The organism is Pseudomonas putida (assembly GCF_022627325.1).
GTDB classification, from domain to species: domain Bacteria; phylum Pseudomonadota; class Gammaproteobacteria; order Pseudomonadales; family Pseudomonadaceae; genus Aquipseudomonas; species Aquipseudomonas putida_X.
This window is the reverse complement of the sequence record NZ_JAETZZ010000007.1, coordinates 175,322-198,444: the sequence shown is the minus strand read 5'-3', so window position 1 is coordinate 198,444 and position 23,123 is coordinate 175,322. Positions and strand designations below refer to the sequence as shown.

The window sequence follows — 23,123 nt, the reverse complement described above, 5'->3', positions numbered from 1 at the left end:
GGTGCGCCGAAGTGATCCGCATGAAATCACCCCGGGCCTTGAATGCAAACAAGCCCCGAAGGGCTTGCACAGGCAGATCAGCGCACAATCGAAAGGCTCAAACGGCCAATCAATCCACCTTCTCGAACTTCAAATCCCAAACCCCATGGCCCAAGCGCTCACCACGGCGCTCGAACTTGGTGATGGGACGTTCTTCGGGACGCGGTACATAAGCCCCGTCCGCTGCCAGGTTGCGGTACCCCGGAGCCGCGCTCATCACTTCCAGCATGTATTCGGCATACGGTTCCCAGTCGGTGGCCATATGGAATACGCCACCCGGCTTGAGCTTGCGACGCACCAGCTCGGCGAACTCCAGCTGCACGATACGGCGCTTGTGGTGGCGCGCCTTGTGCCACGGGTCCGGGAAGAACAGCATCAAGCGGTCGAGGCTGTTATCGGCCACGCAGCGGTTGAGCACTTCGATGGCGTCGCAATCGTAGACCCGCAGGTTCTTCAGGCCTTCGGTCAGCACGCCGTTGAGCAGTGCACCCACACCTGGGCGGTGCACTTCAACACCGATGAAGTCTTGTTCAGGTGCGGCGGCGGCCATTTCCAACAGGGAATGGCCCATGCCGAAGCCGATCTCCAGGGTGCGCGGCGCCGAGCGGCCAAACACCTGGTCGTAGTCCACCGGGCTGTCGGCCAGCGGCAGGATATAAAGCGGGCCGCCCTGGTCCAGGCCACGTTGCTGGCCTTCGGTCATGCGCCCGGCGCGCATCACGAAACTCTTGATGCGGCGGTGTGGGCGCGCTTCGCCGTCGGTGGTGATCGGCGTATCTTGCGATTCAGTCATCAGTAGCTCTTACTTGATCAGACCATCCAGCGGCGAAGACGCGCTGGCATAGAGTTTCTTCGGCATGCGCCCGGCCAGGTAGGCCATGCGCCCGGCGACGATTGCGTGTTTCATGGCCTCGGCCATCAGCACCGGCTGCTGGGCGTGGGCGATGGCCGAGTTCATCAGCACCGCTTCACAGCCCATTTCCATGGCGATGGTGGCATCGGAGGCAGTACCCACGCCGGCATCGACCAGCACCGGCACCTTGGATTCTTCCAGGATGATCTGCAGGTTGTACGGGTTGCAGATGCCCAGGCCAGTGCCGATAAGGCCGGCCAGCGGCATCACTGCGATGCAGCCTGCTTCGGCCAGTTGACGAGCGATGATCGGGTCATCGCTGGTGTAGACCATCACGTCGAAGCCGTCCTTGACCAGCACTTCGGCGGCCTTGAGGGTTTCGATCACGTTGGGGAACAAAGTCTTCTGGTCTGCCAGGACTTCCAGCTTGACCAGGTTATGGCCATCGAGCAATTCACGGGCCAGACGGCAGGTGCGCACCGCTTCGACGGCGTCATAGCAGCCGGCGGTGTTCGGCAAAATGGTGTAGCGGTCCGGCGGCAACACGTCGAGCAGGTTCGGCTCGCCCGGGTTCTGGCCGAGGTTGGTGCGGCGCACGGCGACAGTGACGATTTCAGCGCCCGAGGCCTCGATGGCCAGGCGGGTTTCTTCCATGTCACGGTACTTGCCGGTGCCAACCAGCAGGCGCGACTGGAAAGTGCGCCCGGCCAGGGTAAAGGGCTTGTCGCTACGAACGTTGCTCATCAGAGATCCTCTGGAATAGATTGCTGGGCTTGCAGGTGAATCACCAGGCCGGAATCAGCCGCCACCAATGGCGTGCACCACTTCGACCTGGTCGCCGTCGTTGAGCTGCGTGCTGTCGTGCTGACTGCGCGGCACGATATCCAGGTTCAATTCCACTGCCACCCGGCGCCCGGTAAGTTCCAGGCGGGTCAGCAGCGCCGCGACGCTTTCGCCAGCGGGCAATTCGTAGGGTTCACCGTTCAATTGAATGCGCATGCGCACGGCCACCATTGTGCGTTGGGGGCCAGCATTCTAGCGCCGATCAACGCGTTAACCCAAGGGTAGTGCACGCCATTAGTCGTGATTGTGGACCGCTTGGTCAGCCTAAGCGCCATGCCGCCATGCCCAGGCAGAGCCAGCCGGCCAGGAAGCACAAGCCACCGATAGGGGTGATGATGCCAAGCTTGCCCAGCCCGCTCAGGGTCAGCAGGTACAGGCTACCGGAGAACAGCACGATGCCCAGGGCGAACAGACCACCGGCCCAGCCAACCAGACGCCCCGGCAAGTGCGCGGCGAGCAGCGCGACACCGAAGATTGCCAAGGCATGCACCAGTTGATAGGTCACCCCGGTTTGGAAGATGGCCAGGTAATCTGCGCTCAGACGGTTTTTCAGGCCGTGGGCGGCGAATGCGCCCAGGCCGACGCCGGTAAAGCCAAAAAAGGCGGCGAGCATGAGGAAGGTGCGAAGCATGGGACGACTCCTGGGATCGGGTCTGTATAATGGCCCGTTCCATCGGTCCGGCCAAGCCATCGCCATGCTGTCATCCCTACTCCGCCGCCTCGCCCGCGCCCTGCTCTGGTTCGCTGCCGGCAGCATCGTACTGGTGCTGGTGTTCCGCTGGGTGCCGCCTCCCGGCACGGCATTGATGGTCGAGCGCAAGGTGCAGTCGTGGGTCAGTGGCGAGCCGATCGACCTGCAGCGCGACTGGCAGCCGTGGGAGAATATTTCCGACGACCTCAAAGTCGCGGTCATCGCCGGTGAGGACCAGAAGTTCGCCAACCACTGGGGGTTCGACATCCCTGCCATTCAGGCGGCACTGGCCTATAACGAGCGCGGCGGCAGCATCCGGGGTGCCAGCACATTGACCCAGCAAGTGGCCAAGAACTTGTTCCTGTGGCCGGGCCGCAGTTGGCTGCGCAAGGGCCTGGAAGCCTGGTTCACGGCGCTGATCGAGCTGTTCTGGTCGAAAGAGCGGATCCTTGAGGTCTACCTGAACAGTGCCGAATGGGGCAAAGGGGTGTTCGGTGCGCAAGCTGCGGCGCGCTACCACTTTGGTGTCGATGCAAGTCGGCTGAGCCGCCAGCAGGCGGCTCAATTGGCTGCCGTGCTGCCCAGCCCCATCAAGTGGAGCGCCAGCCGGCCGAGCGCCTACGTGGCAAGCCGAGCAGGCTGGATTCGCCGGCAGATGAGCCAGCTGGGTGGGCCGAGCTACCTGATGCAACTGGATGCTTCGCGCAAGCCCTGAATGGAGACGCGGGCTCTAACTGCCCCTTCCACAAGCCGGTAAAGCCTGCACGAACAAAAAAGCCGCTCACCCTGCTACGGGTCAGCGGCTTTTTCAGGCATCAGGCGCCAATCAGGCTGCGATCAACGCTTTTACCTTGTTCATTGCATTCTTTTCCAACTGGCGAATACGCTCAGCCGAAACGCTGTACTTGTCCGCCAGCTCATGCAATGTGGCTTTCTCTTCAGCCAACCAACGCTGGTAGAGAATGTCGCGGCTACGCTCGTCCAGGCCCTGCAGGGCTTCATGCAGGTTGCTGGTGGAGTTGTCGCTCCAGTCAGCATCTTCGAGCTGCACAGCCGGGTCGTAGCGATGGTCTTCCAGGTAATGTGCAGGCGACTGGAAGGCGCTGTCGTCATCCGCCTCTGCTGCCGGGTCGAAGGCCATGTCCTGGCCACTCAGGCGGCTTTCCATTTCACGCACTTCACGCGGCTCGACGCCGAGGCTTTCGGCCACGCGGTGAACTTCATCGTTGTTCAACCAGGCCAGGCGTTTCTTCTGGCTGCGCAGGTTGAAGAACAGCTTGCGCTGGGCCTTGGTGGTAGCCACCTTGACGATGCGCCAGTTGCGCAGGATGAATTCGTGGATTTCAGCCTTGATCCAGTGCACGGCGAACGACACCAGGCGCACACCCATTTCCGGGTTGAAGCGCTTGACCGCTTTCATCAGGCCGACGTTGCCTTCCTGAATCAGGTCGGCCTGGGCCAAGCCGTAGCCAGCATAGCTACGGGCGATATGTACGACGAAGCGCAGGTGGGCCATCACCATTTGCCGAGCGGCCTCAAGATCCTGCTCATAATAGAGACGCTCGGCCAGATCACGCTCCTGCTCGACAGTCAGCAGCGGGATGCTGTTGACCGTGTGCACATAGGCTTCCAGGTTTGCACCGGGAACCAGGGCATAGGCAGGTTGCAACGATGTGGTCATTCAAGAACCTCCGACTTACCAGACTCGTGCCTTGTGAGCACTGCCAACATAGACCTGGAACCAAGGTGCAAGTTCCAAAGATGAAAAATTGTCAATGCTGGCTCAGAAAAACTATCGCGGGGCCAGCTCGTTCAAATGGCGAGCCACCGCAATCCATGCACCGATATACCCCAACAGCACCGCTCCGATCAAGAGCGACAGACCATCGGATGCTGGCACCCCGCCCAGGGAGAAGTCGCTGCCGTAGAGCCCGGACAGCCCTACCACGGCCTCGTTCAGCCAGTTCAGGCCGAATGCCAGGATACCCCAGGCCAGCAGGCCCGCACCCAGGCCATACAACGCGCCCATGTACAGGAAAGGCCGCCGTACGTAGCTGTCGGTGCCGCCTACCAGCTTGATGACTTCGATCTCGGTACGGCGGTTTTCGATATGTAGACGAATTGTGTTACCGATTACTAACAGCAAGGCAGAAATCAGCATCACCGCCAGACCGAAGACGAACCGGTCGCCCAGTTTCAGGATCGCCGCCAGGCGCTCCACCCACACCAGGTCAAGTTGTGCGTTTTCAACCCGAGGCAGCTCGGCCAGACGCTGACGCAGCGCTTCCAGGGCGGGCTTATCGACTTCGGTCGGGGTTACCACCACGACACCAGGCAGCGGGTTGTCGGGCAATTCACGCAAGGCTTCGCCCAGCCCCGACTGCTGCTGGAACTCTTCCAGCGCCTGCCCTGGGCTGATGTACAAGGCATCGGCCACCCCAGGCATGCCTTTGATCTCTTCGCGCAGGGCCTCGCCTTCCTTGCTGCCCGCGTCGAGCTTCAGGTACAGGGAAATCTGCGCGGCGCGCTGCCAGGAGCCCCCCAGCTTCTCGACGTTCTTCAACAGCAGCGACAAGCCCATGGGCATGCTCAGCGCCACGGCCATCACCAGGCAGGTGAAGAAGCTGCCGATTGGCTGCTTGCCCAGACGGCGTAGGCTGTCGGCCAGACTGGCACGGTGGCTGTCCAGCCAGGCATGCAACAGCGTGCGGAAGTCCGGGCCGTCATCATCATGCTCGCCGCGCTTTTTGCGGGTATCCGCGTCGGCCGCCTTGGGCGCGACACGCTCGGAAACCTTGGGTGTACGTGTAGTGCTCATTGCCCGGCCTCCCCATCGCCGATCAGACGGCCGCGCTGCAAGGTCAGCATGCGGTGGCGCATGCGCGCAATCAGTGCCAGGTCATGGCTGGCGATCAACACCGTGGTGCCCAGGCGGTTGATGTCCTCGAACACCCCCATGATCTCTGCGGCAAGGCGCGGGTCAAGGTTACCGGTGGGTTCGTCGGCCAGCAGCAAGGCGGGCTGGTGGACGATCGCACGGGCGATACCGACCCGCTGCTGCTGGCCAGTGGACAGGTCGGCCGGGTACAGCTCCCCCTTGTCGACCAGCGACACACGCTCCAGCGCCGAATCCACGCGCTTGGCGATCTCTGCCTTGGACAGGCCGAGAATCTGCAGCGGCAGGGCGATGTTGTTGAAAACGGTGCGGTCGAACAGCAACTGGTGATTCTGGAACACCACCCCGATCTGCCGACGCAGGAACGGGATCTGCGCATTGCTGATCTGGCCCAGGTCCTGCCCGGCCAGCATCAACTTGCCGCTGGTCGGGCGCTCCATGGCCAGCAACAGGCGCAGCAAGGTGCTCTTGCCGGCCCCGGAATGGCCGGTGACGAACAGGAATTCGCCCCGGCGCGCCCGGAAACTCAGCTCATGCAAGCCAACATGGCCGTTGGGGTAGCGCTTGGCAACCTGTTCGAATCGGATCATGGGTGCTCTCGCTCGGCAAACAGAGCCTTGACGAACGGCTCGGCTTCGAAGGTGCGCAGATCGTCGATGCCTTCACCCACGCCGATGAAGCGGATCGGGATGTTGAACTGCTTGGCAAGGGCGAAGATCACCCCGCCCTTGGCGGTGCCATCCAGCTTGGTCAGGGCCAGGCCGGTCAGCTCGACGCTCTGATTGAAGTACTTGGCCTGGCTGATGGCGTTCTGGCCAGTACCGGCATCGAGCACCAGCAGCACCTCGTGGGGCGCCTCGGCGTCAAGCTTGCCAATGACCCGGCGAACCTTCTTCAGCTCTTCCATCAAGTTGTCTTTGGTGTGCAGCCGCCCGGCGGTATCGGCGATCAGCACATCGACGCCACGGGCCTTGGCGGCCTGCACGGCATCGAAGATCACCGACGCGGAATCGGCACCGGTGTGCTGAGCGATCACCGGAATCTGGTTGCGCTCGCCCCAGACCTGCAACTGCTCGACTGCAGCAGCTCGGAATGTGTCACCCGCCGCCAGCATGACCTTCTTGCCCTCGAGCTGCAGCTTCTTGGCCAGCTTGCCGATCGTGGTGGTCTTGCCGGCGCCGTTGACGCCGACGACGAGGATCACATAGGGCTTGTTCTGCGCCTGGATCTTCAGCGGCTGCTCGACCGGGCGAAGCAGCGCGGCCAGTTCTTCCTGCAGCGACTTGTACAGGGCATCGGCATCGGCCAGCTGTTTACGCGCAACCTTCTGGGTCAGGTTCTGAACGATGATCGAGGTCGCCTCAACGCCGACGTCAGCGGTCAGCAAGCGTGTTTCGATCTCGTCCAACAGGTCGTCATCGATGACTTTCTTGCCCAGGAACAGGCTGGCCATGCCTTCGCCAATGCTGGCACTGGTCTTCGACAGGCCCTGCTTGAGGCGAGCGAAGAAGCCGGGTTTGGCAGGTTCGGCATCGGCTGGGGTGATGGCCGCGACGGCCTGTTCGGGGGCCGGGCGCTCGGGAATCGCTGGCGGGGCCTTGGGCTCCAGGTCTGGAACCAGGGCGACCGGCTCTTCGGCAACCGGCAGGACCAGGTTGCTGACCGGGGCTTCGGGGGCTGCGGCCACTGGAGCAGGGCTTTCGAGCGGAGCGGCAGCAGGCTCGGAACGTGCCGGCAGGTCCACCCGCACAGGGGCCGCAGCAGGCTCGGGAACCGGCACTGGCTCAGGGACCGGAGCAGGCTCAGGGAGCGGGGCCACTTCAGGAGCCGGGGCCGGCTCAGGCACCGGCGCGAGCGCTTGGGCCGGTGCGGGGGCAACGACAGGCGCAGGCTGCGGGGCCAGCACCGGCTCGGCGGGCCTTACCGGCTCAACGGCAGGCGTGGGCGCTTCGCCAGCCACCGGCTCGGCCGCAACCGGCTCAGGCTGCTCGGCAGCAGGCTGCGGCGATACCGGCTCTACTGCCTGCGCATCAGGGGCTTGTGGCTGTTCGGCGACAGGTTGCTGCGGCTTCTTGCGAAACCAGCTGAACAGGCCTTTTTTCTCGCCAGCCTCGGCCGGCGCTTTTTTGTCGTCGTTTGAACCAAACATGGAAGACGGCTATCTCAGGGTAGCGATGGGCCAGCAGCGGCTCATCTGGAATTCTCTAAACGCAGAACAGACTATTTTGAAGCCGGCTGGTTCATGCGCAATGTTTTGTCTTAATGGACCTGCAGGCCAGAACGGCGACAGGCATGGTCGCCAGGCAACCGGATCAGTATCCTAGCACCTCCTGGCCCGCCGACGCTAAACCCTGCAGGCCGCCGAACAGGTTAAACACCTTATGAATGCTCTAGCCCGCCGCGCCGCTGGCGTGTTGCTCGGCACGCTCTGCCTGCCGCTCGCAGCCTTTGCCGCCGATGTGCAACCCACCCACGAATTCATCCTCGACAACGGCCTGAAAGTGGTCGTGCGCGAGGACCACCGCGCGCCAGTGGTGGTTTCGCAGATCTGGTACAAGGTCGGCTCCAGCTACGAGACCCCCGGCCAGACCGGGCTGTCTCACGCCCTGGAGCACATGATGTTCAAGGGCAGCGCCAAGGTCGGCCCCGGCGAAGCTTCGCGCATCCTGCGCGACCTGGGCGCGGAAGAGAACGCCTTCACCAGCGACGACTACACCGCCTACTACCAGGTTCTGGCCCGCGACCGTCTGCCGGTGGCGCTGGAGCTGGAGGCCGACCGGCTGGCCAGCCTGCGCCTGCCGGCCGATGAGTTCAGCCGCGAAATCGAGGTGATCAAGGAAGAGCGCCGCTTGCGTACCGACGATCAGCCAAGCGCCAAAGCATTCGAACTGTTCCGCGCCATGGCCTACCCGGCCAGCGGCTACCACACCCCGACCATCGGCTGGATGGCCGACCTCGAACGCATGAAAGTCGAGGAGCTGCGCCACTGGTACGAGTCCTGGTACGCGCCGAACAACGCCACCCTGGTGGTGGTCGGCGATGTTACCGCCGCCGAGGTCAAAGGCCTGGCGCAGAAATACTTCGGCAGTATCCCCAAGCGCGCTGTTCCGCCGGCAAAGCTGCCGCTGGAGCTGACCGAGCCAGGCCGGCGTCAGCTGACCCTGCACGTGCGCACCCAACTGCCCAGCCTGATCTACGGCTTCAACGTACCGGGCCTTGCGACCGCCAAGGACCCACGCACCGCGCACGCCCTGCGGCTGATCTCGGCCTTGCTCGACGGCGGCTACAGCGCCCGCCTGCCGGCGCGCCTGGAGCGCGGTCAGGAACTGGTGGCCGGCGCCTCGTCCAGCTACAACGCCTTCACCCGCGGCGACAGCCTGTTCCTGATCTCGGCTACCCCTAACGTGCAGAAGCAAAAGACCCTCGCCGATGTCGAGAAAGGCGTCTGGCAGTTGCTCGATGAGCTCAAGACGACCCCACCGAGCGCCGAGGAACTGGAACGTGTACGTGCCCAGGTGATCGCTGGCCTGGTCTACGACCGCGACTCCATCAGCAGCCAGGCCACCACCATTGGCCAGCTGGAAACGGTCGGCCTGTCCTGGAAACTGATCGACAGCGAACTGGACGAACTCAAGCGTGTGACCCCAGAGGACATCCAGGCCGCCGCACGCACCTATTTCACCCGCGAACGCCTGAGCGTTGCCCATGTACTGCCTGAGGAGTCCGCTCATGAGTGATCGCAGCGCACCACGCTACACCCTGATCGGCACAGGCATCATCGCCCTGGTGGTGGCGCTTGCCGCCGTGCTGGCGCGCCCCGCGCATTCCGAAGCCGACAGCACCGCAGCCCGCCCCGCCAATACCCTGCAATCGCTGGCCGAACTGGACGGCAAAGCCCCCAGCCGGCGCCAGCTGAACATCCAGAACTGGACCACCGCCGAAGGTGCACGCGTGCTGTTCGTCGAAGCCCGCGAGCTACCGATGTTCGACCTGCGCCTGACCTTCGCCGCCGGCAGCAGCCAGGACGGCAACACGCCGGGCCTGGCCACCCTGACCAACGCCATGCTCAACGAGGGCATTGCCGGCAAGGATGTGACCGCCATCGCCGAAGGTTTCGAAGGGCTCGGCGCAGACTTCGGCAACGGCTCCTACCGCGACATGGCAGTGGCCTCGTTGCGTAGCCTCAGTGCCAAGGACAAGCGCGAGCCGGCCCTGAAGCTGTTCGCTGAAGTGACCGGCAAGCCGACCTTCCCAGAGGACGCACTCAAGCGCATCAAGAACCAGCTGCTGGCAGGTTTCGAATACGAGAAGCAGAACCCCAGCAAGATCGCCGGCAAGGCGTTGTTGAGCAACCTTTATGGCGAACACCCGTACGGCCATCCAAGCGACGGCACCGCTGAAAGCATCCCGGGCATCACCCTGGAGCAGCTGCGCGCATTCCACGCCAAAGCCTATGCAGCGGGCAACGCGGTAATCGCCCTGGTCGGCGACCTCAGCCGTGAAGAGGCCGAGGCGATTGCCGCCCAGGTCTCCGCCGCCCTGCCCAAAGGCCCGGCACTGGCCAAGCCTGCGCAACCCGTCGAGCCCAAGGCTGGCGCGACCCACATAGACTTCCCATCCAAGCAGACCCACCTGATGCTGGCCGAACTGGGCATCGACCGCCAAGACCCGGACTGGCCAGCCCTGTCGCTGGGCAACCAGATTCTCGGCGGTGGCGCCTTCGGTACGCGCCTGATGAGCGAAGTGCGGGAAAAACGCGGCCTGACCTACGGCGTATACTCGGTATTCAGCCCGATGCAGGTGCGCGGCCCCTTCATGATCAACCTGCAGACCCGTGCCGAACTCAGCGAGGGCACCCTCAAGCTGGTGCAAGGCATTCTTGCCGACTACCTCAAGAGCGGCCCGACCCAGCAGGAACTGGACGACGCCAAGCGCGAACTGGCCGGTAGCTTCCCGCTGTCGAACGCCAGCAATGCGAGCATCGTCGGCCAATTGGGCGCCATCGGCTTCTACGACCTGCCCTTGACCTGGCTGGAAGACTTCATGCAGCAGTCCCAGGCACTGACCGTCGAGCAGGTCAAGGCAGCCATGAACAAGCACTTGGCCGCCGATAAACTGGTGATCGTTACCGTCGGCCCGAGCGTGCCGCAAAAATCGCTGCCAGCCCCCACTGACAAACCCGCCGAGCAGCCCCTCGGCGTACCGGAGCACTAATGCCTAGATCCACCCCTCCCGCCCGCTCTCAGCAGGGCCAAAGCAAGGGCCAGGGCCACCTGCGCATCATCGCCGGCGAGTGGCGCAGCCGCCGCCTGGCGGTGCCTGAAGGCGACGGACTGCGGCCGACCACCGACCGCGTGCGGGAAACCCTGTTCAACTGGCTGGCACCCTACATCGAAGGCGCCCGGGTGCTGGATGCCTTCACCGGCAGTGGCGCCCTGGTGCTCGAAGCGTTGTCCCGCGGTGCTGCAGATGCCGTTGCGCTGGACAGCAACCCAGCGGCTATCAGCAACCTGAAGAACAACCTGGAGATCCTGCGCTGCCCGCGCGGGCAAATCCTTCAGACCGACGCCCAGCGCTACTTGCAAGCACCGGCCAAGCAACAGTTCGACGTCGTGTTTCTCGACCCACCGTTCCATCAGGACCTGCTGGCCAACACCTGCAACCTGCTGGAGCAGAACCAGTGGCTGCGCGAGCAGGCGTGGATCTACACCGAGAGCGAAGCGGCACCCTCTACCCTGCAAATGCCAGGCAACTGGCGCCTGCACCGCGAAAAAAAGACCGGCCAGGTGCATTACGCGCTGTGGCAGCGCGCCTGACGGCAAGCCGTAATTATGTAACGCAGGCAAGCGCAGAATCTCACCGAAGCTGCTCCTGGTCACCCAACCAGGAGCACTTGAGCAATGCCATCGACTCCACCGTTCACCCTCGACGACACAACCCTGTCAGCCGGCATCGAGTCCATCGCCGATGCCACCCAGCCCCCGTTGCAGCACTTCACACTGGACAACGGCCTGGCTGTCTACCTGCGTGAAGACCACAGCACCCCGCTCGCCGCAATTCAGCTCCGGTACCACGTGGGCACCAGCCATGAGTCAGCCGGCCATACCAACATCTCGCACCTGCTGGAACACCTGATATTCGAAGGCAGCCGCAAACTTGAGGCGGGCCGATACAGCCAGGTGATAGCCCGGCTCGGCGGAGAGGCCAATGCCACTACCATCGATGATGCAACGGTCTACGAAATGCTGTTACCTGCGGCACGGCTACCGGTTGCGCTGGAAATAATGGCCGATGCCATGGAGGGCGCGACCTTTGGCCAGGCAGCCCTGGAACGGGCAGCCAAAGCCATCGAAGACGAGCGCCGGCTCAAAGTTGACAACGTCCCTGCCCAGCAGGCAGCTGAACGACACAATGCACTTGCACACGGCAGCAGCCCTTATGCAACGGCGACGTTCGGCAACCCGGCAGATTTGCGCAACTTGAGCGTGGAGACCGTGCGCGCCTGGTATCAAAAGTGGTATCGGCCCAATAACGCCACCCTCGTGGTGGTGGGTGCCGTCGATCTTGCCACGCTTGGCCAGCACGTGAGCCGGTATTTCGCCAGCATTGCCAGGGCTGCGCTTGACGCAGTACCCGTCCCCCGGCACGACGCGCACCTGCAGGCGCGAAGCCAGAAGCTGACACTGCCAGGCCGTGATGGCTTGTTCATGTCCTTCAATGTACCCAGCCACGCCACGGCCACCGACGCAACGACAGTGCCTGCCCTGGGCCTGCTCTGCGAGGTGCTTGGCAAAGGGTTCAGCGCAAGGCTCTACAGCGAGTTGGTGCGAGACCGACGGCTGCTCAAGGGCCTCACCCTGGCATATGAGCCACTGGCGCGTGGTGACACGCTGTTGACCCTTTCAACCTACATCAACAGTCAAAAGTCTACGCACGAGCAGGCCGAGGAGGCGATCTATACCGCGATCGATGCCCTGCGCCATACGCCGCTTTCCACCCAGGAGCTCAAGCGCGCGAAACTGCGCATGCTCACCCGTCGCCTGTTCAGCCACGACAGCATCAGCCTGCAAGCTGACCGCATCGGCGCAGCAGCGACCGCTGGCCTGCCCCCCTCGCTGATCGATCAAGAAGCCCACAGTATCCGCCACCTCGATAGCGCGACATTACAGCAGGTAGCGTTCGACTACCTGAGCCGCGAGAGGCTGACCATCACCCACCTGCAGGCAGGAGCACCGGCATGAACACATCGCTTACCACCCGCAACATGCCTCTGATTTGCAAAGGCCCCGTGAGCGATACCGCTGTGGCGGCAATGGCCAGGCTGGAGTCCGCGCAAGGCCTTGACCTGGAGCAGCTGCAGCAGGTGCCGGCCCAGATACAGCAATGGCAGACCGACGAAGGCGCCAGGGTCAGCTTCAGCCCGTCCCATGGCCGCCCGATCTTCGACCTGGCGCTGCGCTTTCGCGCTGGTAGTGCACTCGATGGCGACAGCCCGGGCCTCGCCGCCCTTGTCCTTTACAGCCTCGATCAGGGTAGCGAGCTTCTGGACGCCGCCCAGTTCGCTCAGGCTATGGAGGGGCTCGGTGCGATCATGGCAAGGCGGGTGAATCAGGATGAGGCGGTGATTACGCTGCGCTGCCTGAGCCTGCCGGCGCTTCGTACAAGCGCCCTGCAACTGCTCACCCAAATGCTGGCACGCCCCGCCTTCCGCGAGAAAGCCGTCGCAGGCATCCGCGAACGACTGCTCAATCACGCTCGCGCAATCGCGTCGAGCGCGGTCTATGGGGTGTCACCGGCGATCATGAGCCATGTGTTCGATGGCCATCCCTACGCCACCCACTGGGCTGGCACGCCTGAAAGCCTCGAGCGGATCGACGAGCAGCAAATGCGGGCTTTCCACCGACGCGCCTACTCTGCCAACAACCTCGCTATCGGCCTGGTGGGCGACCTGTCGCGTGACGAGGCGCAAACCCTCATCACTGAACTCCTTCAGGCGCTACCGCAACACTGGGCGGGACAGGCCCCACCACCGGCGCCGTTGCCAGAGCCCCTCACCCGGCATCAACCACACACCGCAAGTACCACACTGGCCACGCTGGCGCTGCTGTTGCCCACATCCCCCGACAAGCCGGGGTATGCAGCGCTGACCATGCTCGATGAAATCCTCGGCAGCGGCTACGAGTCGCGCCTTACACAAGAGCTGCGAGGCCGACGTGCCTTGACCTACAGCATCCACTCATCGCTCACCCCCTTCGATGCGGCGAGCCTGCTGCAGATTCAATGGGACATCGCACCCGAATACCGAGATGCCTCACGTGAGCTGGTTTCAGGGATGCTGGCTTGCCTGCGCGAGCATGGCCCAAGCCAGGCGGAGTGCGACATGGCGCGCAACCAGATAGCAGGCAGGTTGCATCGCACCCTGGTGAGCAACGCAGAGCTGGCCAAGAGCCTGGCAACCTCAAGCCACCTGGGGCAACCCGCCGATCACTTTGCGACCTATGTCCAGCGCCTGGCAGCGCTGACACCCATGGACATTCGCGAAGCCGCCCGGATATGGCTGACCCCTGCGCAGGAAGTATTCATCACTGTCGGCCCGGCCCCTGCGCAACAACCTTTGCCCGAACCGGGCTGACCGACCAATAGCGCGGGTACAACGGCGGTATTTCATGGCAATCTAGGACGGCACAACACGAGTCGCCCAGCATGCCCAGCCTTACCGCCACGTTCCGCCCGGCCACCGGGCTATCCAACCCTCACCTGCAAACCCTTTGGGGCCCGCTGTGGCGCAAGCTGCCTGTGCTTGAACGCAAACGCGAGCGCCTGTGGCTGGCCGATGGTGACTTCATCGACCTCGACTGGCACGGGCCGCACCAGCCAGATACACCGCTGGTGCTGGTGCTGCACGGCCTGACGGGCTCGTCCCATTCGCCTTATGTCAAAGGCCTGCAGCAGGCGCTCGATGCCCGCGGCTGGGCCAGCGTTGCGGTGAACTGGCGCGGCTGCTCGGGCGAGCCGAACCTGCTGCCACGCAGTTACCATTCCGGGGCCAGCGGGGACCTGGCCGAGGTGGTCGCCCACCTGCGTGCCCAACGCCCGCTGGCCCCTCTGTACGCCGTCGGCTATTCGCTGGGCGGCAATGTACTGCTCAAGTACCTGGGTGAAAGTGGCAGCGCCAGCCAACTGCAGGCGGCCGTGGCGGTGTCGGTGCCGTTTCGCCTGGATCAGTGCGCCGACCGCATCGGCCAAGGCTTTTCGAAGGTCTATCAGGCACATTTCATGCGCGAAATGATGGCCTATGTGCAGGTGAAGCAGCGGCATTTTCGTGCCCAGGGCCATCATGAAGGGCTTGCCGCACTCGACCGCCTCGGATCGTTGCGCAAACTGCGGACCTTCTGGGATTTTGACGGCAAAGTGACCGCGCCACTCAACGGCTTTGACGATGTACACGACTACTATCGTCGCTCATCGAGCCGCTACTACCTCGGGGAGAACCGCACGCCGACGCTGATCATCCACGCAAACGATGATCCGTTCGTATCCCGCCACAGCCAGCCCACGCCGAGCGAGCTGGCACCGCAGACTCAGTTCGAGCTGCATGAGCGGGGTGGGCATGTGGGCTTTGTCGAGGGCAGCCTGCGAAACCCGGGGTATTACCTTGAGCGGCGGATTCCGCAGTGGCTGGTGGATGGGCGATGAACCCGCGGCTCAGTCGCCCGTGGCAACCTGATGCGCGGGATCATTGATCCACTCACTCCACGATCCGGCATACAGCCTGCCCAGTGGATACCCCGCCAACGCCAGGGCAAACAGGTTATGGCAAGCCGTCACGCCCGAGCCGCAATAGGCCACCAAACGTTCCGCTGAACGCCCCGCCAGCTTCTCGGCAAAGCGCTGCCTGAGCTGCTCTGGCGCCAAGAAGCGCCCCTCTTCGTTCAGATTGTCGGTGAAAGCTGCGCACTGAGCGCCGGGTATATGCCCGGCCACCGGGTCGATCGGCTCCACATCCCCACGAAAACGCGGCAAGGCACGCGCATCGATCAACGTCAGCTCGGGGCTTGCAAGCTCGGTGACCACGTGCTCGGCGTCAATCAGCAGCTTGGTATCCGGTTTGCCGCTGAACGTCCCCTCGTACCGTGCCGGCGCGTCCAGGCTCAATGGCTGGCCCGCGGCGTGCCAGGCCTTGAGGCCTCCGTCGAGAATGGCCACACCGGTGCGTTTGCCCAACCAGGCCAACAGCCACCAGGCACGGGCGGCAAAGGCACCAGGCCCGTCGTCGTACAGCACCACCTCGCTGTCATTGTCCAGCCCCCACTCACGCAAGCGCTCGACCAGCCGCTGCGGATCAGGCAAGGGATGGCGGCCGGTCTGGCCCTTGATTACCGGGCCACTCAGGTCGCGCTCCAGGTCGGCGAAGTGGGCCCCGGCTATATGCCCCTCGGCATAGCTGCGCTGGCCATAATCCGCGTCTTCCAAGGCAAACCGACAATCGAGGATCACCAGCTTGGGCGAGCCCAGACGCTCGGCCAGTTGCTGCGGGGTGATCAATTGCGCAAGAGGCATGACAATCTCCTGATCGATGGCACGAAGGCTCTGGGCTAACGCTCCAGGGCCTGGTTGAACGGAACATGGAATTCATGGCACAGGGCATCCACGGCACTGCGGGCGTTGGCGGTGACGAAGCCGAGTTCCAGTACCAGCACCTGATACACCCCACGCTTGAAGGCTTCTTCACCCAGATGAGCGGAGTGCTCCCGCGTGGTGCTGAGAAAACGGACCCAAGAGGTCAGTACGATCCAGGCGTTGATGGTCAGCGATTCGATCTGGGCAGGGGCCATGACCAGAATGCCGGCCTCGACGAAGCCCCGGTAGATCGCCTGGCCCTGGCGCAGGCAACGTTCGGAAAAGCGTCGGTAACGGGCAGCCAGCTCAGGGTCGCTGTCGAGCAGGTGCTCGAGATCACGGTGCAGGAACCGGTAGTTCCACATCGCTGCGAGCAATGCCTTGAGGTAGAAGCGCTTGTCTTCGACGGTAGCGGCGCGGCCCTGCGGGGGGCGCAGGAAGCTGTCCACCAATTCCTCATACTGGCTGAACAACAGTGCGATGATCGCCTGCTTGTTGGGGAAGTGGTAGTAGAGGTTGCCGGGCGAAATCTCCATGTGCGCGGCAATGTGGTTGGTGCTCACGCTACGCTCGCCTTGTTGATTGAACAGTTCAAGGCTGTTCTGCACGATGCGCTCTCGGGTCTTGATGCGCGGGGCCATGCTCAGCTCCCAGTCTGCAGGCTTTCGGTAAGTGGTTCATCTTACGGTGTAACAGGGCCCGGATGCACCGTGCGCTGGCGCGAAAAAATTCGCACCATCGTACCGATTAGAGTATAGGCTCTAGAGATTCTCAGCCCCTATGGGAGCCGCCGTGACTTCTCCTATCGCCTCGCCCCCTCTGCAGTTCGACACTGAATTGACAAGCACATTCACTGCCCAGCGCAAGGCATTTGCCGGCAACCCCATGCCGCCGCTGGCCCAACGCCGGCAGTGGCTGAAAAGCCTGCGCGAAGCATTGCTGGCGGATCGACAACGGCTGATAGAGGCGATCGATGCGGATTTTTCCGGGCGCAGCGCCGACGAAACCCTGTTGGCCGAGCTACTGCCCTCCGTACAGGGGATTCGCCATGCCGAACGCCACCTCAAGGGCTGGATGCGACCCGCCAGGCGAGCCGTCGGCCTGGCCTTCCAGCCGGCCAGCGCCCGCGTGCTGTACCAGCCGCTGGGAGTAGTGGGCATCATCGTGCCGTGGAACTACCCGCTGTTTCTCGCCATCGGCCCGCTGACGTGCGCCCTGGCGGCCGGCAACCGCGTGATGCTCAAGCTCAGTGAGGCCACCCCTGCCAGCGCCCTGGCGCTCAAAGCCTTGCTTGAGCAGGTATTCCCCCACGACCTGGTCAGCGTGGTGCTGGGTGATGTGGAAGTCGGCCAGGCATTTGCCCGGCTGCCCTTCGACCATCTGCTGTTCACCGGCGCCACCAGCGTCGGCCGCCAGATCATGCTGGCGGCTGCACAGAACCTGACCCCGGTCACACTGGAACTCGGCGGCAAGTCACCGGCCATCATTTCGTCCAGCGTGCCGCTCGATAGCGCCGCCGAGCGTATCGCATTCGGCAAGACCCTCAATGCCGGCCAGACCTGCGTCGCCCCAGACTACGTCCTGGTGCCACGCGAGCGCCTGAACGCCTTCAGCGAGGCCTACCGCAGGGCGGTCCACCGGCTGTACCCGCGCATCGCCGACAACCCCGACTACAGCGCCATCATCAATCCGAGGCAATTGCAGCGCCTGCAACAGCTGGTGGACGACGCCAGCAGCAAGGGCGCGCAGGTCATCGACCTGTACCCGGACGAGCCTCGCCAGGGCAGGCGCCTGCCGCCGCACGTGCTGCTGGAGGTGAATGACAGCATGCAGGTGATGCAGGACGAAATCTTTGGCCCGCTGCTGCCGGTAGTGCCCTATGACAGCCTCGACGGTGCACTGGCCTACATCAATGAACGGCCACGCCCACTGGCGCTGTACTACTTCGGCTACGACCATGCCGAGCAAGAGCATGTGCTGCAGCGCAGCCACTCCGGTGGCGTCTGTATCAACGACACACTGCTGCATGTCGCTCAGGACGACCTGCCGTTCGGCGGCATCGGCCCTTCGGGCATGGGCCACTACCACGGCCGTGACGGCTTCCTGACCTTCAGCAAGGCCAAGGCGGTGCTGGCCAAGCAGCGCCTGAACGCCGCGCGCCTGATTTACCCGCCATATGGCAAGGCGCTGCAGCGCCTGGTCTACACACTGTTCATCCGCTGAGGTCTGGGCCATGCAACGTCGTGACCTTCTGCGCTTCAGTCTGGGCGCCAGCGTGTTTCTGGCCAGTGCCAGCCTGGTCGGCTGCAGCCCGCAGGGGCGTGCTACCGGGTACCAGGTACTGCGCGATGACGACCTGCCATTGCTACGGGCACTGATCCCGGTGGTGCTTGCCGGTACTTCGGCAAGCGCAACACTCGTGCTGCCCAGGCTGGACGACAAACTGGCGGCACTGTCCCCGCCAATGCTCAAGCTCACCCGGCAACTGTTCGATGTGCTCAGCCTGCCGCTGACCCGTGGCCCACTGACGGGGGTCTGGGGTGCCTGGGACCTGGCGGGTGAACCGCAGATAGCGGCGTTTCTGCAACGCTGGCAGAGCAGTTCCCTGAACCTGCTGCGCATGGGGCACGCGTCGATCGTGCAACTGCTGACGATGGCCTGGTATGAATGCCCGGAAAGCTGGGCCGCCTGTGGCTACCCGGGGCCACCGAAAATCTGAACAACAACAACAACAACAACAACAACAACAAGAGCACTTTCAATGCCTGTCATCGACCCGTTTCGCCAAGGCCTCGAACGCGGCTGGATCACCCATGACGCCTCGCGCCTGGGGCAGGACCTCAGCGTGCAAGCCGACATCGCCGTGATAGGCAGCGGCGCCGGCGGTGCCACCAGCGCGCAGATGCTCAGCGCTGCAGGCTTCAAGGTACTGCTGATCGAGGAAGGCCCGCTCAAGACCAGCAGTGACTTCCACCTGCTAGAGAATGAGGCCTACGCCAGTCTCTACCAGGAAGGCCTGGGCAGGATGAGCAAGGACGGCGCCATCACCATTCTGCAGGGCCGCGCGGTGGGCGGCACCACACTGGTCAACTGGACCTCCAGCTTTCGCACACCCGCGCCGACCTTGGCCCACTGGGCCACGGCCCACAACGTCAAAGGGCTGGGCGACGACGCACTGCGCCCCTGGTTCGATCGCATCGAGCAAGACCTCGGCATCACCCCTTGGGCGATGCCGGCAAACGCCAACAACGACGTACTGCGCCGTGGGTGTGAACAGCTCGGCTACCGATGGGCGGTGATCCCACGCAATGTCAGGGGGTGCTGGAATCTTGGCTATTGCGGCATGGGTTGCCCGGTCAACGCCAAGCAATCGATGCTGGTGACGCGCATTCCAGCCCTGCTCGACAAGGGCGGCGAGCTGCTGTACCTGGCCCGGGCCGAACGCTTCGAGCATGACGGCGAACGCATTGCGCAGCTGCGCTGCCAAGGCCTGGACGCGCAAGGCCTACACCCCAACGGGCGCAGCATCACGGTGCGCGCCCGCCACTACATCCTCGCGGGCGGCGGCATCAACAGCCCCGCCCTGCTACTGCGCTCCAAGGCTCCTGACCCCCACGAGCGCCTGGGCAAACGGACCTTCCTGCACCTGGTCAACTTCAGCGCGGCCCGCTTCGACGCACGCATCGACCCCTATTACGGCGCCCCGCAGTCCATCTACAGTGACCACTTCCAATGGCAGGACGGCGTCGATGGCGCGGTCGGCTACAAACTTGAAGTGCCGCCCCTGCACCCGGCGCTGGCCAGCACCCTGCTCGGTGGCGAGGGTGTCGAAAATGCCCAGCGCATGGCCGAGCTGCCGCACACCCACGTCATGCTTGCGCTGTTGCGCGACGGGTTCCATCCCGAAAGCCCAGGTGGCACGGTGGAGCTGCGTGGCGATGGCTCACCGGTGCTCGATTACCCGGTCACCGACTACTTGCGAGACGGCCTGCGCCGTGCCTTTCACAGCATGGCGCAGATCCAGTTCGCCGCGGGCGCCACGCAGGTGACACCCGCGCACAGCGATGCCCGCGCAGCTACCCGCCTGGCGCAGGCCCAACGCATGATCGACGGTTTGCGCCTGGAGCCGTTCCATACGCGGTTGGGCAGCGCCCACGTGATGGGCGGCTGCGCAATGGGCGAAGATCCACAGCATGCGGTGTGCGATAGCCTGGGCCGTCACCATCAGCTGGAAAACCTGTCGATTCACGACGGCTCGTTGTTCCCGACCAGCATCGGTGCCAACCCACAACTGTCGGTCTACGCCATCAGCGCGAAGCTCACCGACGCCCTGATAACCCGCCTGGCACACAGTGCATGACAACAAATGCCCCTGCTGTCTATAGTGCCATCAGCCGGCCGCATGACTTGGCCGGGCGCAAACGCTGCGCTACCATCCGACTCCCCAACGCACTCCAGCCAGGATGACGCGATGAACCGAGTGTTGTACCCGGGTACTTTCGACCCTATTACCAAGGGCCATGGCGACCTGGTCGAGCGCGCCTCGCGGCTGTTCGACCACGTGATCATCGCTGTGGCAGCCAGCCCGAAGAAGAACCCGCTGTTCCCGCTGGAGCAACGTGTAGCGCTGGCCCGTGAGGTCACCAGGCACTTGCCCAATGTCGAAGTCATCGGCTTCTCCACCCTGCTTGCGCATTTTGCCAAGGAACAGGGCGCCAACGTCTTCTTGCGGGGGCTGCGGGCGGTGTCCGACTTCGAATACGAGTTCCAGTTGGCGAACATGAATCGGCAACTCGCGCCTGAGGTCGAAAGCCTGTTCCTCACGCCGTCGGAGCGCTATTCGTTCATTTCTTCGACCTTGGTCCGGGAAATCGCTGCGCTGGGAGGCGACATCACCAAATTCGTGCACCCAGTGGTGGCCGAAGCGTTAACTGAACGCTTCAAGAAGTAAGCCTGAGCGCTGATTATCGCGCCCGCGTGCACTGCGGGCGCGAATGCGGCACAATTGTGCCCATTGCGTTGAACATGCCCGGGCGGTGAGCCCCGGCCGGAGTCCCCATGTCCCTGATTATCACCGACGATTGCATCAACTGCGACGTCTGCGAACCCGAGTGCCCGAACGAGGCCATCTCCCAAGGCGAAGAGATCTACGTGATCGATCCGAACCTGTGCACCCAGTGCGTGGGTCATTATGACGAGCCGCAGTGCCAGCAGGTCTGCCCGGTCGACTGCATCCCGCTGGATGAGGCGCACCCGGAAACCGAAGAGCAGTTGATGGCCAAGTACCGCCGGATCACCGGCAAGGCGTGATCGCTGCGCTGCTGCGTATGGCCCAATCGCTGCTAAACCGGCGATTGGGCCATACCATTCACCGCTGGCAACGTGGGCAGTAAACGCTGGCCCGTTGCCCAAGCTTGGCCTCACGCAAGGTAGTGCCGCACAGCTTGCACGGCAGCCCGCCCCGGCCGTAGACGAACAGTTCCTGCTGGAAGTAACCCGGCTGCCCGTCGCCGCCAATGAAGTCGCGCAACGTCGTGCCCCCTTGCTCGATGGCAGCCGCCAGCACGCGCTTGATCTCGATGGCCAGCTTCAGGTAGCGGCTACGGGATATCCCACCCGCCTCACGGCGCGGGTCGATACCGGCGGCGAACAACGCCTCGGTCGCGTAGATATTGCCCACACCCACCACCACCGCGTTATCCATGATGAACGGCTTGACTGCCATCGTCCGCCCGCGGGACAGCTGGAACAGGCGCTCGCCATCGAACAGGTCGGTCAACGGCTCTGGGCCCAGGCGCAGCAGCAACTCATGATTGAGCGGGTCGAGGCTCCAGAGCATGGCGCCGAAACGACGCGGATCGGTGTAGCGCAGCACCAGCCCTGACTCCAGCTCGATGTCGACGTGCTCATGCTTGGCCGCCGGTAGCCCCATCTGCACCAGGCGCAGGTTGCCCGACATGCCCAGATGGCTGATCAAGGTGCCCACCTCGGCGTTGATCAGCAGGTATTTGGCGCGCCGCTCGACGCTGAGAATACGCTGCCCGGACAAACGCACGTCCAGGTCCTCGGGGATTGGCCAGCGCAAGCGCCGGTCTCGCACCACCACGCGGCTGACCCGCTGGCCTTCCAGATGCGGCGCGATACCGCGCCGCGTGGTTTCGACTTCGGGTAATTCCGGCATGAATCAGTGCCCGCCCAGCTCGCGAATGGTCTGTTTGAGGTTCTCGAAGTCGTACTCCGACAAACCGATATAGTCCAGTACCAGCGGGCCGACCGCATGCCACTCGTGGTCGACAGGCTGGTTGCCCAACACACGGTAGGACGCGCAGATGTGTTCGGCCATCTTGAGCACCGCCAGCAGGTTCTTCAGCTGGCTCTGGGTGTTGCGCAGCGACTCCTCGCGGAACACGGCCAAGGCATTGTGGTGGTTGGCGATGGCCGCGCTGATGTGCTCCGGCAGCCGCCAGGACTTGGCGGTGAAATAGCCGACCACCGAATGATTGGTATTGAATGCACGGTTCTCGGTGTCGACCACCCGGGTTTGCGCATCAGCCTTGGCGTAAGCCTCCTCCAGGACATCCATGTAGCTGGGGAAACGCTTGAGCATCAGCGGGATGCCGCAATCATGGAACAGCCCCAGGGTGTAGGCCTCGTCCGCCGCCTGGATGCCGGTGCGCTTGGCCAGTGTCAGGCAGGTCATGGCCACATCCTGGGCAGTGTCCCAGAAGCGGTTGAGGGTAACGATGGTCTCGTCGCTCATCTCGCCCTTGATCGACTGGGCGTTGATCAGGTTGATGATCGAACGGCTACCCAGCAGGTTCACCGCACGCTGGATCGAACCGATCTTGTTGGACAGCCCGAAGTGCGGCGAGTTGACCAGCTTGAGCAAGGCACCGGACAGGCCCGGATCCTGGGAAATCAGCTTGGCGATGGTTTCCAGGTCCGGGTCGGGCATGTACTGCTCGAACTGCAGGTCGACCATGATCTGCGGTTGCGGCGGGATGGTAATGCCTTGCAAGGCTTGCTGGATCTGTTCGGCGCTGAGTTCTTGGGACATACGTACATACTCTTTGTGGACGAGCGATTCTAACCCTGTAGCTCGCTCGACTTGTAGCGCTTGTGCTGGCGAACAGGCAGGGCACTTTGTCGTGCCCTGCACCGAATCAAGGGCCAACCGGTTA

The 23,123-nt window shown here is 63.5% G+C and carries 24 protein-coding genes; 12 read left to right on the top strand and 12 right to left on the bottom strand.

The genetic code is table 11. The features are described 5' to 3' along the window. Positions 1-109: 109 nt before the first annotated feature. The 4 genes from trmB to JNA92_RS13300 all read right to left on the bottom strand — a co-directional run bounded on the left by trmB (position 110) and on the right by JNA92_RS13300 (position 2,366). Positions 110-832: a tRNA (guanosine(46)-N7)-methyltransferase TrmB gene (gene trmB / locus JNA92_RS13315; RefSeq protein ID WP_241805083.1), complete on the bottom strand. Its 723-nt coding sequence runs from the start codon at positions 830-832 to the stop codon at positions 110-112. 9 nt (positions 833-841) lie between these two features. Beyond that, the gene (locus JNA92_RS13310) at positions 842-1,636 is read right to left on the bottom strand and encodes a thiazole synthase (RefSeq protein WP_008092966.1); all 795 of its coding nucleotides are present in this window, start codon (positions 1,634-1,636) and stop codon (positions 842-844) included. Between the two features lie 54 nt (positions 1,637-1,690). Then, positions 1,691-1,891 carry a sulfur carrier protein ThiS gene (thiS, locus tag JNA92_RS13305; protein WP_012312305.1) on the bottom strand — a complete coding sequence of 67 codons (201 nt, stop codon included), beginning with the start codon at positions 1,889-1,891 and terminating at the stop codon, positions 1,691-1,693. 103 nt (positions 1,892-1,994) lie between these two features. Beyond that, a complete protein-coding gene (locus JNA92_RS13300) occupies positions 1,995-2,366 on the bottom strand; it encodes a DUF423 domain-containing protein (protein ID WP_241805082.1) in 372 nt (123 codons plus the stop codon). Positions 2,367-2,430: 64 nt separating this feature from the next. Between JNA92_RS13300 and mtgA the strand changes: the two genes are divergently transcribed. Beyond that, entirely contained in the window at positions 2,431-3,141 is a 711-nt protein-coding gene (gene mtgA, locus JNA92_RS13295) for a monofunctional biosynthetic peptidoglycan transglycosylase (protein WP_241805188.1), read from the top strand. 111 nt (positions 3,142-3,252) lie between these two features. On the opposite strand, the gene rpoH is transcribed toward mtgA, so the two are convergent. From rpoH to ftsY, 4 genes are all read right to left on the bottom strand, one after another. After that, positions 3,253-4,107 carry an RNA polymerase sigma factor RpoH gene (gene rpoH / locus JNA92_RS13290; protein ID WP_012312302.1) on the bottom strand — a complete coding sequence of 285 codons (855 nt, stop codon included), beginning with the start codon at positions 4,105-4,107 and terminating at the stop codon, positions 3,253-3,255. Between the two features lie 111 nt (positions 4,108-4,218). Next, positions 4,219-5,244 (bottom strand): permease-like cell division protein FtsX, encoded by a 1,026-nt coding sequence (gene ftsX, locus JNA92_RS13285; protein WP_241805081.1) that lies wholly within the window; start codon positions 5,242-5,244, stop codon positions 4,219-4,221. Beyond that, positions 5,241-5,912: a cell division ATP-binding protein FtsE gene (gene ftsE, locus JNA92_RS13280; protein ID WP_241805080.1), complete on the bottom strand. Its 672-nt coding sequence runs from the start codon at positions 5,910-5,912 to the stop codon at positions 5,241-5,243. Before ftsE ends, ftsX begins: the two co-directional genes overlap by 4 nt. Next, positions 5,909-7,471: a signal recognition particle-docking protein FtsY gene (gene ftsY, locus JNA92_RS13275; RefSeq protein WP_241805079.1), complete on the bottom strand. Its 1,563-nt coding sequence runs from the start codon at positions 7,469-7,471 to the stop codon at positions 5,909-5,911. Before ftsY ends, ftsE begins: the two co-directional genes overlap by 4 nt. 232 nt (positions 7,472-7,703) lie before the next feature. Between ftsY and JNA92_RS13270 the strand changes: the two genes are divergently transcribed. From JNA92_RS13270 to JNA92_RS13245, 6 genes are all read left to right on the top strand, one after another. Continuing rightward, entirely contained in the window at positions 7,704-9,059 is a 1,356-nt protein-coding gene (locus JNA92_RS13270) for a M16 family metallopeptidase (RefSeq protein ID WP_241805078.1), read from the top strand. Next, positions 9,052-10,536 carry a M16 family metallopeptidase gene (locus JNA92_RS13265; RefSeq protein WP_241805077.1) on the top strand — a complete coding sequence of 495 codons (1,485 nt, stop codon included), beginning with the start codon at positions 9,052-9,054 and terminating at the stop codon, positions 10,534-10,536. Before JNA92_RS13270 ends, JNA92_RS13265 begins: the two co-directional genes overlap by 8 nt. Beyond that, positions 10,536-11,138 carry a 16S rRNA (guanine(966)-N(2))-methyltransferase RsmD gene (gene rsmD, locus JNA92_RS13260; protein WP_241805076.1) on the top strand — a complete coding sequence of 201 codons (603 nt, stop codon included), beginning with the start codon at positions 10,536-10,538 and terminating at the stop codon, positions 11,136-11,138. Before JNA92_RS13265 ends, rsmD begins: the two co-directional genes overlap by 1 nt. Positions 11,139-11,222: 84 nt before the next feature. Continuing rightward, positions 11,223-12,563: a M16 family metallopeptidase gene (locus JNA92_RS13255; protein WP_241805075.1), complete on the top strand. Its 1,341-nt coding sequence runs from the start codon at positions 11,223-11,225 to the stop codon at positions 12,561-12,563. Then, positions 12,560-13,954 (top strand): M16 family metallopeptidase, encoded by a 1,395-nt coding sequence (locus tag JNA92_RS13250; RefSeq protein ID WP_241805074.1) that lies wholly within the window; start codon positions 12,560-12,562, stop codon positions 13,952-13,954. The genes JNA92_RS13255 and JNA92_RS13250 overlap by 4 nt, the downstream gene beginning before the upstream one ends. Positions 13,955-14,025: 71 nt before the next feature. Next, a complete protein-coding gene (locus JNA92_RS13245; RefSeq protein ID WP_241805073.1) occupies positions 14,026-15,018 on the top strand; it encodes a hydrolase in 993 nt (330 codons plus the stop codon). Between the two features lie 9 nt (positions 15,019-15,027). On the opposite strand, the gene JNA92_RS13240 is transcribed toward JNA92_RS13245, so the two are convergent. Next, positions 15,028-15,882: a sulfurtransferase gene (locus JNA92_RS13240; RefSeq protein ID WP_241805072.1), complete on the bottom strand. Its 855-nt coding sequence runs from the start codon at positions 15,880-15,882 to the stop codon at positions 15,028-15,030. Between the two features lie 35 nt (positions 15,883-15,917). Then, positions 15,918-16,583, bottom strand: a complete 666-nt coding sequence (locus JNA92_RS13235) for a TetR/AcrR family transcriptional regulator (protein ID WP_241805071.1) — start codon at positions 16,581-16,583, stop codon at positions 15,918-15,920. 151 nt (positions 16,584-16,734) lie between these two features. Here JNA92_RS13235 and JNA92_RS13230 point away from each other — a divergent pair, with 151 nt between their 5' ends. The 5 genes from JNA92_RS13230 to JNA92_RS13210 all read left to right on the top strand — a co-directional run bounded on the left by JNA92_RS13230 (position 16,735) and on the right by JNA92_RS13210 (position 21,252). Next, entirely contained in the window at positions 16,735-18,165 is a 1,431-nt protein-coding gene (locus JNA92_RS13230; RefSeq protein ID WP_241805070.1) for a coniferyl aldehyde dehydrogenase, read from the top strand. Between the two features lie 10 nt (positions 18,166-18,175). Further along, positions 18,176-18,661 carry a twin-arginine translocation pathway signal protein gene (locus JNA92_RS13225; protein WP_241805069.1) on the top strand — a complete coding sequence of 162 codons (486 nt, stop codon included), beginning with the start codon at positions 18,176-18,178 and terminating at the stop codon, positions 18,659-18,661. Between the two features lie 42 nt (positions 18,662-18,703). Next, the gene (locus tag JNA92_RS13220; protein WP_241805068.1) at positions 18,704-20,302 is read left to right on the top strand and encodes a GMC family oxidoreductase; all 1,599 of its coding nucleotides are present in this window, start codon (positions 18,704-18,706) and stop codon (positions 20,300-20,302) included. A gap of 111 nt (positions 20,303-20,413) precedes the next feature. Next, positions 20,414-20,893, top strand: coding sequence for a pantetheine-phosphate adenylyltransferase (coaD, locus tag JNA92_RS13215; protein WP_039601221.1), 480 nt, complete (start codon positions 20,414-20,416; stop codon positions 20,891-20,893). Positions 20,894-21,000: 107 nt separating this feature from the next. Then, positions 21,001-21,252 carry a YfhL family 4Fe-4S dicluster ferredoxin gene (locus JNA92_RS13210; RefSeq protein ID WP_009683359.1) on the top strand — a complete coding sequence of 84 codons (252 nt, stop codon included), beginning with the start codon at positions 21,001-21,003 and terminating at the stop codon, positions 21,250-21,252. Positions 21,253-21,310: 58 nt separating this feature from the next. Here the strand turns inward: JNA92_RS13210 and mutM are convergent, their stop codons facing one another. Next, positions 21,311-22,123 carry a bifunctional DNA-formamidopyrimidine glycosylase/DNA-(apurinic or apyrimidinic site) lyase gene (gene mutM / locus JNA92_RS13205; RefSeq protein ID WP_241805067.1) on the bottom strand — a complete coding sequence of 271 codons (813 nt, stop codon included), beginning with the start codon at positions 22,121-22,123 and terminating at the stop codon, positions 21,311-21,313. Positions 22,124-22,126: 3 nt separating this feature from the next. Continuing rightward, the gene (locus JNA92_RS13200) at positions 22,127-22,945 is read right to left on the bottom strand and encodes an HDOD domain-containing protein (RefSeq protein ID WP_241805187.1); all 819 of its coding nucleotides are present in this window, start codon (positions 22,943-22,945) and stop codon (positions 22,127-22,129) included. Positions 22,946-23,123 lie beyond the last annotated feature (178 nt).

What these genes read in the sequence shown, in the direction of transcription:
- trmB (WP_241805083.1), bottom strand. Translation starts at nt 832, where the DNA reads ATGACTGAATCGCAAGATACGCCGATCACCACCGACGGCGAAGCGCGC.
- JNA92_RS13310 (WP_008092966.1), bottom strand. Translation starts at nt 1,636, where the DNA reads ATGAGCAACGTTCGTAGCGACAAGCCCTTTACCCTGGCCGGGCGCACT.
- thiS (WP_012312305.1), bottom strand. Translation starts at nt 1,891, where the DNA reads ATGCGCATTCAATTGAACGGTGAACCCTACGAATTGCCCGCTGGCGAA.
- JNA92_RS13300 (WP_241805082.1), bottom strand. Translation starts at nt 2,366, where the DNA reads ATGCTTCGCACCTTCCTCATGCTCGCCGCCTTTTTTGGCTTTACCGGC.
- mtgA (WP_241805188.1), top strand. Translation starts at nt 2,431, where the DNA reads ATGCTGTCATCCCTACTCCGCCGCCTCGCCCGCGCCCTGCTCTGGTTC.
- rpoH (WP_012312302.1), bottom strand. Translation starts at nt 4,107, where the DNA reads ATGACCACATCGTTGCAACCTGCCTATGCCCTGGTTCCCGGTGCAAAC.
- ftsX (WP_241805081.1), bottom strand. Translation starts at nt 5,244, where the DNA reads ATGAGCACTACACGTACACCCAAGGTTTCCGAGCGTGTCGCGCCCAAG.
- ftsE (WP_241805080.1), bottom strand. Translation starts at nt 5,912, where the DNA reads ATGATCCGATTCGAACAGGTTGCCAAGCGCTACCCCAACGGCCATGTT.
- ftsY (WP_241805079.1), bottom strand. Translation starts at nt 7,471, where the DNA reads ATGTTTGGTTCAAACGACGACAAAAAAGCGCCGGCCGAGGCTGGCGAG.
- JNA92_RS13270 (WP_241805078.1), top strand. Translation starts at nt 7,704, where the DNA reads ATGAATGCTCTAGCCCGCCGCGCCGCTGGCGTGTTGCTCGGCACGCTC.
- JNA92_RS13265 (WP_241805077.1), top strand. Translation starts at nt 9,052, where the DNA reads ATGAGTGATCGCAGCGCACCACGCTACACCCTGATCGGCACAGGCATC.
- rsmD (WP_241805076.1), top strand. Translation starts at nt 10,536, where the DNA reads ATGCCTAGATCCACCCCTCCCGCCCGCTCTCAGCAGGGCCAAAGCAAG.
- JNA92_RS13255 (WP_241805075.1), top strand. Translation starts at nt 11,223, where the DNA reads ATGCCATCGACTCCACCGTTCACCCTCGACGACACAACCCTGTCAGCC.
- JNA92_RS13250 (WP_241805074.1), top strand. Translation starts at nt 12,560, where the DNA reads ATGAACACATCGCTTACCACCCGCAACATGCCTCTGATTTGCAAAGGC.
- JNA92_RS13245 (WP_241805073.1), top strand. Translation starts at nt 14,026, where the DNA reads ATGCCCAGCCTTACCGCCACGTTCCGCCCGGCCACCGGGCTATCCAAC.
- JNA92_RS13240 (WP_241805072.1), bottom strand. Translation starts at nt 15,882, where the DNA reads ATGCCTCTTGCGCAATTGATCACCCCGCAGCAACTGGCCGAGCGTCTG.
- JNA92_RS13235 (WP_241805071.1), bottom strand. Translation starts at nt 16,583, where the DNA reads ATGGCCCCGCGCATCAAGACCCGAGAGCGCATCGTGCAGAACAGCCTT.
- JNA92_RS13225 (WP_241805069.1), top strand. Translation starts at nt 18,176, where the DNA reads ATGCAACGTCGTGACCTTCTGCGCTTCAGTCTGGGCGCCAGCGTGTTT.
- JNA92_RS13220 (WP_241805068.1), top strand. Translation starts at nt 18,704, where the DNA reads ATGCCTGTCATCGACCCGTTTCGCCAAGGCCTCGAACGCGGCTGGATC.
- coaD (WP_039601221.1), top strand. Translation starts at nt 20,414, where the DNA reads ATGAACCGAGTGTTGTACCCGGGTACTTTCGACCCTATTACCAAGGGC.
- JNA92_RS13210 (WP_009683359.1), top strand. Translation starts at nt 21,001, where the DNA reads ATGTCCCTGATTATCACCGACGATTGCATCAACTGCGACGTCTGCGAA.
- mutM (WP_241805067.1), bottom strand. Translation starts at nt 22,123, where the DNA reads ATGCCGGAATTACCCGAAGTCGAAACCACGCGGCGCGGTATCGCGCCG.